Source organism: Streptomyces sp. W16, from assembly GCF_033194735.1.
Classification (GTDB): Bacteria; Actinomycetota; Actinomycetes; order Streptomycetales; family Streptomycetaceae; genus Streptomyces.
In genome coordinates, this window is sequence record NZ_JAWOAI010000802.1 from 1 (window position 1) to 3,198 (window position 3,198).

A 3,198-nucleotide genomic window follows, 5' to 3' on the forward strand; every position below is an offset into this window, starting at 1 on the left:
TCCGCGTTGGTGGCGCTGGCCGCGCGGGAGCGGCGGGTGCGCGGCACTCTGCTGGACATGCTTCCCGCGGGCTCGGACGACGAGATGCCCGCGCTGTGGCTCCAGGTGCTGGAGGACTCCGGTGCCACGGCGGGGTTGTGGGATGCCGCCCTGCCCGAGGAGGAGCGTCCTCGGGACGGCACGGCGGGTTGGCTGGAGCGCTTCCTGACGTTCCGGGAGCGGGCCCGGTCCTGGCGCGGCTCGACCCGGATGCCGCGGCTGTACCCGCTCGTGGAGCGGACGGCGGACCGGCTGCGGGCCGAACTCGCCGCGTCCGGCGGCGCGTTGAGGGTCACCCATGACATCGATCTGATCGACCTGCTGCTGTCCCTGGACGTACCGGTGGCGACTCCGGAGCGGGATCACGCCCTGCCGCTGGAGCAGTGGTCGCTGGGCGACGGTCACCGGGACCTGGTGTTCCTGGGCGCCGACGCGCGGTTCCACGGCGCCTTCCTGAAGGGCGCGGACCGGTTCGGGGACGACGAACCCGGTCTGCGGGCCATCCGGCTGCTGGCGCAGTCGCCCGGCTGCCGTCCGCTGCTGGCCCAGTGGGTGCGTGCTGTCGTCGAGCGGTTCACCGCGGTCGGTCTGCCCCAGCTGCCAGACGCGCTGGCCCGCCTGAAGTGGCTGCCCGCCGAGGCGCTGGCACTGGCCGAGTCGGACGTACGCGCGGCGGTCGCCACCGACCTCGCCCCCGTGCTGGCGCGCACCCTGCGGGCCGGCCTCTTCGACGAACTCGGCTGGCCCGCCTGGGAGGAGGCGGCGGCCGAACTCGTCCCGAAGAAGCAGGTGGAGGACCTGATCGTCGCCGACGCCTGGCCCCACCTCGTGGTGGCCGGCGAGGCCCAGGCCCGGGTGATCGGCGCCGAAGGCACCGTGCTCACCCACGACCTGCGCATCCCCACGGGCGACCGGGTCGGCGACCCCGGCTTCCACCATGTCGACGGCGAACTCCTCGTCTACTGGAACAGCCGCAGCGACGGCCTGCGCGGCTACTGGCACACCCGCGCCGACCGGATCGAGAAGCTCGAAGGCCCGCGCGGTACCCGTGGTACCGAAATGGACTGGTACAAGGGCAACTTCCCCATCACCCTGCCGCTGCCCGGCGGCGGCCGGACCACCGGCCGCGGTGTACTGCACGCCGGCGACACCACGGTGCCCGAGGAGCGCCCGCTGCTCTTCGACGGCTCCTCCTACTGGGTCTGGCACGCGGACTCCGAGGACCGGGAGGCACGCGGCTGGTACGAGTACGACCCGGCCACCGACGAGCACGGACGCATGAGCCGGCCCACCTTCCTCGCCGACGCGCTGCGCGAAGCCCCCGCGGGCAGCAGCTTCGCCGGCGGCAGGATGCGCCCCTCCCCCACCGCCGGCGCCGCCCCTGCCTCCGCGCCCGTCGACGGCCTTGTGGGCTTGCGCAGGCTGGAACTCCCCGACGGCTCCACGCGTGTCGAGGATCTCGCCGGGCACACCCTCACGCTGCCCGCCGAGGCGGGCCGGCCGTACACGCTGGTGATGTTCCCCGGGGCGGAGCGGCCCACCGCGGTCGTGCGCAACGGCTGGCAGCTCGACCTGGTCGACGCCGACGGGGTCGTCACCGCCTGGGCGAAGACCGACCGTACGGCGGGCGTCTTCGGCGAGGGCTCCCTGCTGCTGCCGCCGGTGCAGTACTGGGAGTGCCTGACCCCGCGCGACCCGGCGGGCTCCACCGGACTGCGCCGCATCGACCGGGACACCACCTCCGCCCTGCTGTCGGCCGCCACCAACAAGGAACCGGAGGCGCTGCCGGGCGCGATCCGCACCCTCCTGCCCGTCACCCACCCCGCCCTGGTCGCGGGCATCGCCGGGGTCGTGCGGTACGCGGCGGCCCAGCAGGCGGTCCTGGACTCGGCGGCGACCCGGCTCACCCTGGCCCTGGAAGGCGGCCTGGAGGACGAGGGACCTGCCGGTCCGACGGACAGCCTGCTCCGCGACGCGATGAGCGGTCTCGGTGCGTCCAACGGCTACTGGTGGAACCGCGACGACCAGGCCGACACCGTCTTCCGCCTCCTGCGGGTGCTGACCCGTGCCGCCGACACCACCGACGTCGTACCGGAACCGGCCGCTGCCCGGCTCCACCTCGACGGACCCGAACTGCCCATCGGGCAGCCGGAGTTGCACAACCTGCTCGGGCGGGTGACGGCCCTCGCCTACCGGGCGGCGGCCGGCACCACCGCCGACGAGCACCGCGCGGCACTCCAGCAACTGCTCACCGGATTCGAGCAGTTGGGGCTGGGGCAGTCCGGTGCGCCCGGCCGCTGGCGCACAGTGTCCCTGCACCTGGACGCGCACCGGCTGCGGCTGGCCTCGGGCAGCTGGCGGGAGGGCTCCTGGAACGGCCTGTTGCCGTTGGCGGACGGTGCCTTCGTCGCGGTGACCGGACACGGGTCCCTGGACGACGACGGCTGTGACTTCACCGGTCTGTTCCACGAGCCGGCAGGACGGTTCGCCGTTCCGGAGCCGTACAAGGTCCTGGCCTGTGACCCGATCGGCAAGGACGAACACCCGGGCCGGCTCGGTGCGTTCCTCGCCGCGCTCGCCGAGCGCGGTCCGGCACCGTGGTTCCCGGACGCCGCCGAGGAGTTCGCCCGGCTCACCGGCGTCACCGAGACCATGGCCCGGCTCGTCGTCGCCGGGCTGCCGGGAGTCGACGCCTACGAGCGGGCCTTCCTCACCACCGAGGCCCGCAACGTGATCGGGGTAAAGGTCGCCCCGGCGGCGGTCGCCAAGGACGAACTGCGCGCCCTCGACAGTGCCGTCCGCGCCGCGGTCGTGGCCGCACTGCTGCCCGCCGACCCGGTCCGCCTGTGGACCGAGGGCCCGGACGTGGCGGCGGGGGCCGCGATGTGGAACAGCAGGCTCGGGAAGCGTCCCGCCATCCCCGAGGACCTGCTCAGCGACGGCATCCGCGCCTTCAAGCACGCGCCCTGGCCGGTACGGGAGGCGCTGCCCGCGCTGCTGGACCCGACCCGTGCGCCGCAACTCAGCCGGGATCTGCGATGGGAGGTCAACGGCGACCGGGTGCGGCCGGTCGGCAACGACACGGCCGGGTTCACCACGCAGACCCTCGTCGGCTCGGTCGGCCTCGCCGCCTGGCTCGCCCACCGGCTGCCCGCCGGC

Annotated in this window: 1 protein-coding gene; it reads left to right on the forward strand. The window is 74.3% G+C overall.

All coding sequences use genetic code 11. The annotated features are described in order from the left end of the window. Positions 1 to 3,198, forward strand: a 3,198-nt coding sequence (locus R6V09_RS49505) for a DNA-binding protein (RefSeq protein ID WP_317887996.1), incomplete at both ends; no start/stop codon positions are given.